Raw genomic sequence first — 4066 nt, forward strand, 5'->3', positions numbered from 1 at the left:
GCTCCACCGCCTGCCCGTGGCGCAGCACGATGACCTGGCCGCCCAGCGCCTGCGCCACCTGCATGTCGTGGGTGATGGTGAGCAGGCAGCCGCCTGTCTTCAGCACGCCCTGGAACAACTCCACCATGCGGCCGCGCCAATGTGCGTCCAGGCCCTTGGTGGGCTCGTCCACCATCAGCACCGGGGCGCCCCCGGCCAGGGTGATGGCGGCCACCGCGCGCTGGGCCATGCCGCCCGACAGTTGCCAGGGGTAGTGGTTGCCCGCGCCGCCCAGGCCCGCAGCGCCCAGCACCTGTTCGGCCTGTGTGCTGGCGGCGCTGGGGGGCTGCTGGTGCAGCAGGCGGTACACCTCGGCCAGCTGCGGCGCCACGCGGGCCAGGGGGTTGAGTGCCAGCGAGGGCTCCTGCGGCAGCAGCGCCAGCTTGCGGCCCCACAGGGCGCGGCGCGCGGCGGCGTCCTGGGCGCGGGTGGTGGTGCCATCCAGCGTGATCTGGCCCGTGGCCTGCAGCGCAGGCGGCAGGTTGCCCATGATGGCCTGGGCCAGCAGCGACTTGCCCGCGCCGCTTTCGCCCACCAGCGTGAGCGCCTCGCCCGGCCGCAGGCTGAAGCCGATGTCGCGCAGCAGCCGCTTGCCGCCCACATGGATGCCCAGCCCCTCCACGGCCAGCAGAGCGTCGGATTTCAAAGGCGTGGTCATGCGGTCTCCCGGTCGGGGTTGAGCAGCATCATCGCGGCCACCAGCCACACCAGCAGCGCGGTGGGGGCGGCAATGAGCCACGGGGCTTCTTCGTAGTAGGGCATGGCCTCGGTCATCATCAGGCCCAGCTCGGGCGTGGGCGGCTGCATGCCCACACCCACAAAACCCAGCGCGGCCAGCGCCAGCACGGCCTGCGACGTGGTGAAGGCCAGCAGCGTGCCCAGCGTGGGTGCCAGCGCGGGCAGCAGGTGGCGGCGCAGCACATAGCCGCGCCCAAACCCCAGCAGGCGCGATGCCTGCACCGCGTCGCCCGCCAGCACGGGCCGGGCCACCGCACGGCTCACGCGAAAGTACTCCACCCACAGCGCAGCCGACAGGCCCGCATACAGCGCCCACAGCGCGCCGGGGGCGAGCGCCGCAATCAGCAGCACCAGCAGCAGGCCCGGAATGGCCAGCACCGAGTCCGACAGCATGAGCAGCGCCCGCTCGGTGCGCCCGCCGCACCACGCGGCGGCAATGCCCAGCAGCGTGCCGGGCACGGCGGCGCTCACGGCCGCCAGCAGTGCCATGCCCAACGAGAGCTGCGCCGCATGCGCCAGCCGCGCCAGCGCCGAGCGGCCCAGCACATCGGTGCCCAGCCAGTGCTGGGCGCTGGGGGGCGCCAGGGTGTTGCGCAGGTCTTGCACCACCGGGCTGGCGCCCACCAGCCAGGGGCCGAGCAGGGCAAACAGCGCCAGCAGGCCGAGCATGGCTAGCCCCAAGGTGGTGCGCAGCGGCCAGCGGGGCTGGGCCACTACGGCGCCTGTGGGCGATGAAAGGGTGGAAGGCACGGCACTCATGCAGCCACCTTTTGTGTGTGTCGGGGGTCCAGCGCGAGGCACGCCGCATCCACCAGCAGGTTGAAGGCCACAAACAGCACGCCCATGCACAGCGCCGTGCCTTGCACCACAGGGATGTCGCGCCCGAACACGGCGTGCACCAGCGCATGGCCAATGCCGGGCCAGGCAAACAGCGTCTCCACCACCAGCGCGCCCTCCACCAGAAACAGCGCCTGCACGCCCAGGTAGGCCGTCACTGGCACAGCCGCATTGCGCAGGCCGTGGCGCACCAGCGCCTGCCAGTCGCTCAGGCCCTTGGTGCGCGCAAATTCAAAGAAGGGCGACACCACCACCTCCAGCATCGCAGCGCGGGTCACGCGCGCCAGCCCGGCGGCCAGGCCCAGCCCCAGCGTGAGCGCGGGCAGCGCCAGGCTGGCCTGGCTCTCGTCACCGCCCGCCGGCAAAAACCCCCACTGCACCGCCACCAGCAGGATGAGTAGCACCGACAGCAAAAACGGCGGCAGCGCGCGCAGCACCACGGCCATCAGCCAGCTGGCCTTGTCCACCCAGCCCTGGGGGCGCAGTCCGGCCCACACGCCCAGTGGCACACCCACGGCAAAGGCAATGGCCAGCGCGGCAGCCGACAGGCGCAGCGTGGCGCCCAGGTGGTGCGTGACCTCGTGCCACACCGATCGCTGCGACACCAGCGACTGGCCCAGGTTGAAGCTGGCCATGTCGCGCCACCAGTGCAGCAGCGCCAGCCAGCCGGGTCGGTCCAGCCCCAACTCCGCGCGCACCGCGTCGGCGGCAGCGTTGCTCACCAGGTCATAGCCATAGCGGCCCGCCGCCACGCGCATGGCCAGGTCGCCCGGCAGGGCACGCACCATCAAAAAGCACAGCGTGCCGATCAGCAGGGACACGGCCAGCACCTGCACCAGCCTGCGGCCGAGCAGGGCGGCCCAGGGTTTTGACATCAAGGGGTTCATGGGTTGTTCCACTCCATGCCGGTCAGGCGGTAAGAACGCTCCAGCGGGTCTAGCGTGACGCTCGCCAGCCGGGGGGCCACGGCCACATGCTGGCGGTACCACGCCACGGGGATCACGGGCAGCTCCGTTTGCAGGGTGTGCGTGATGGATTGCCGCAGCGCGCGCGTGCGCTCGGGCGGCGTCTGGGTGCGCGTCAGCTCCTGCAGGGCCTGCACCACGGTGTCGCTGTGCCAGCCCATGGCGCCCCAGTCGCCGCCCTGCGCCGCAAAGTCGCCCGCCAGCGTGCCTGTGGGGTCGGGCACGTTGGCGTAGTTGCGCGCCGCCAGGGCCAGTTGCAGGCTGCCGTCGCGGTGGCCCCGGGGCACGTCGCCCGAGTTGCCGATGCTCACCTTCACCGCCATGCCCGCCAGCCGCCACTGTTCCTGCAAGGCGGTGGCAATCAGCGGCAGCTCGGGCCGGTCCACAAAGGTGCGGATCACCAAGTGCAGCGGCTGGCCATCGGCATCGCGCAGGCCGTCGCCGTGGCGCTGCCAGCCTGCGGCGCGCAGCAGGCGCGCGGCGGCTTCGGGGTCGTGCTGCAGCGCGGGCAGGTCGGGGTTGTGCCACGCACCCAGCGTGGGCGGCAGCAGCTGCGTGGCGGCCAGCGCCTCGTCGCCCATCAGCGCCAGCGCAATGCCCGCGCGGTCGATGGCCAGGCTCAGCGCCTGGCGCACGCGCACGTCGCGCAATGCGGGCAGGCCCGCATTGAGCTTGACGATGACGGTGCGCGGCAGCGTGACCGATGCAATGCGCACGGTGGTGCGGCGCGCCAGAGCCGGGTTTTTGGCATGGCGCTGCAGCCGCCGCAGGCTGGCTGGGTCCAGCCCATAGGCCAGGTCGGCCTGGCCGCTCTCGGCCATCAGCGCGCGGGTTTCGGCGCGGCTGGCGGCCAGGTAGCGCACGGCGGCAATGGCGGGGCGCGGGCCGTCGTAGGCGTCAAACACCACGGTCTCCACCTGCTGCGGCGGCACCAGCAGCGCAATGCGGTAGGGGCCGCTGCCAATGATGCTGCGCACCTTGCCGTCGGCCCCGTAGCTGGCCGGGGCCAACACCATGGTGCTGGAATGCGCCAGCAGCGCGGGCAGGGCGGTGTGGGGGCGTTGCAGGCGAATCAGCACCGTGCCCACGTCGGGCGCAGAAATGGATTCGATGGGTGCCTGGCTCAGCAGCGCGGGCGCCACCTGAGCGGCCTGCAGGCTGCGCACCACGGCGGCGGCCGTCACCGGCGTGCCATCATGAAAACGCGCCCCGGGCCGCAGCTCAAAGTGCCACACCAGCCCATCCGCCGACCGGCGCCAGAGCCGCGCCAGCGCGGGCCGTGGCTGGCCATTGTCTGCAGCGTCCAGCAGGGTTTCGGTGACCTGCAGGCGTGTGAACACATAGCCGCTGCTGGCGGGTGCCAGGCCGCTGATCTCCCACGGGCCGACGATTTGCAGCGGTGCGGGGGCGGACGCGGGCGGTGTGCCCTGCGCCCACGCAGCGGGCAGGGCGCCTGCCGCCAGCGCGGCCACGGGGGCCTGCAAGGC

General features: G+C 72.4%; 4 protein-coding genes. All 4 read right to left on the bottom strand.

Annotated features, from left to right (window positions below; genetic code table 11):
- A partial coding sequence (locus DBR23_RS21420) for an ATP-binding cassette domain-containing protein (protein WP_146191398.1) occupies positions 1-697 on the bottom strand: 697 nt, incomplete at its 3' end.
- Entirely contained in the window at positions 694-1536 is an 843-nt protein-coding gene (locus DBR23_RS21425) for an ABC transporter permease (protein WP_108499531.1), read from the bottom strand. The genes DBR23_RS21420 and DBR23_RS21425, both read right to left, overlap by 4 nt.
- Positions 1533-2501 carry an ABC transporter permease gene (locus DBR23_RS21430; RefSeq protein WP_108499532.1) on the bottom strand — a complete coding sequence of 323 codons (969 nt, stop codon included), beginning with the start codon at positions 2499-2501 and terminating at the stop codon, positions 1533-1535. The genes DBR23_RS21425 and DBR23_RS21430 overlap by 4 nt, the downstream gene beginning before the upstream one ends.
- Positions 2498-4066 (bottom strand): ABC transporter substrate-binding protein (locus DBR23_RS21435; RefSeq protein WP_369882151.1); only part of this gene is annotated, 1569 nt, incomplete at its 5' end. The genes DBR23_RS21430 and DBR23_RS21435, both read right to left, overlap by 4 nt.

It is taken from the genome of Acidovorax sp. HMWF018 (assembly GCF_003061035.1).
In the GTDB taxonomy this organism is placed as follows: domain Bacteria; phylum Pseudomonadota; class Gammaproteobacteria; order Burkholderiales; family Burkholderiaceae_C; genus Acidovorax; species Acidovorax delafieldii.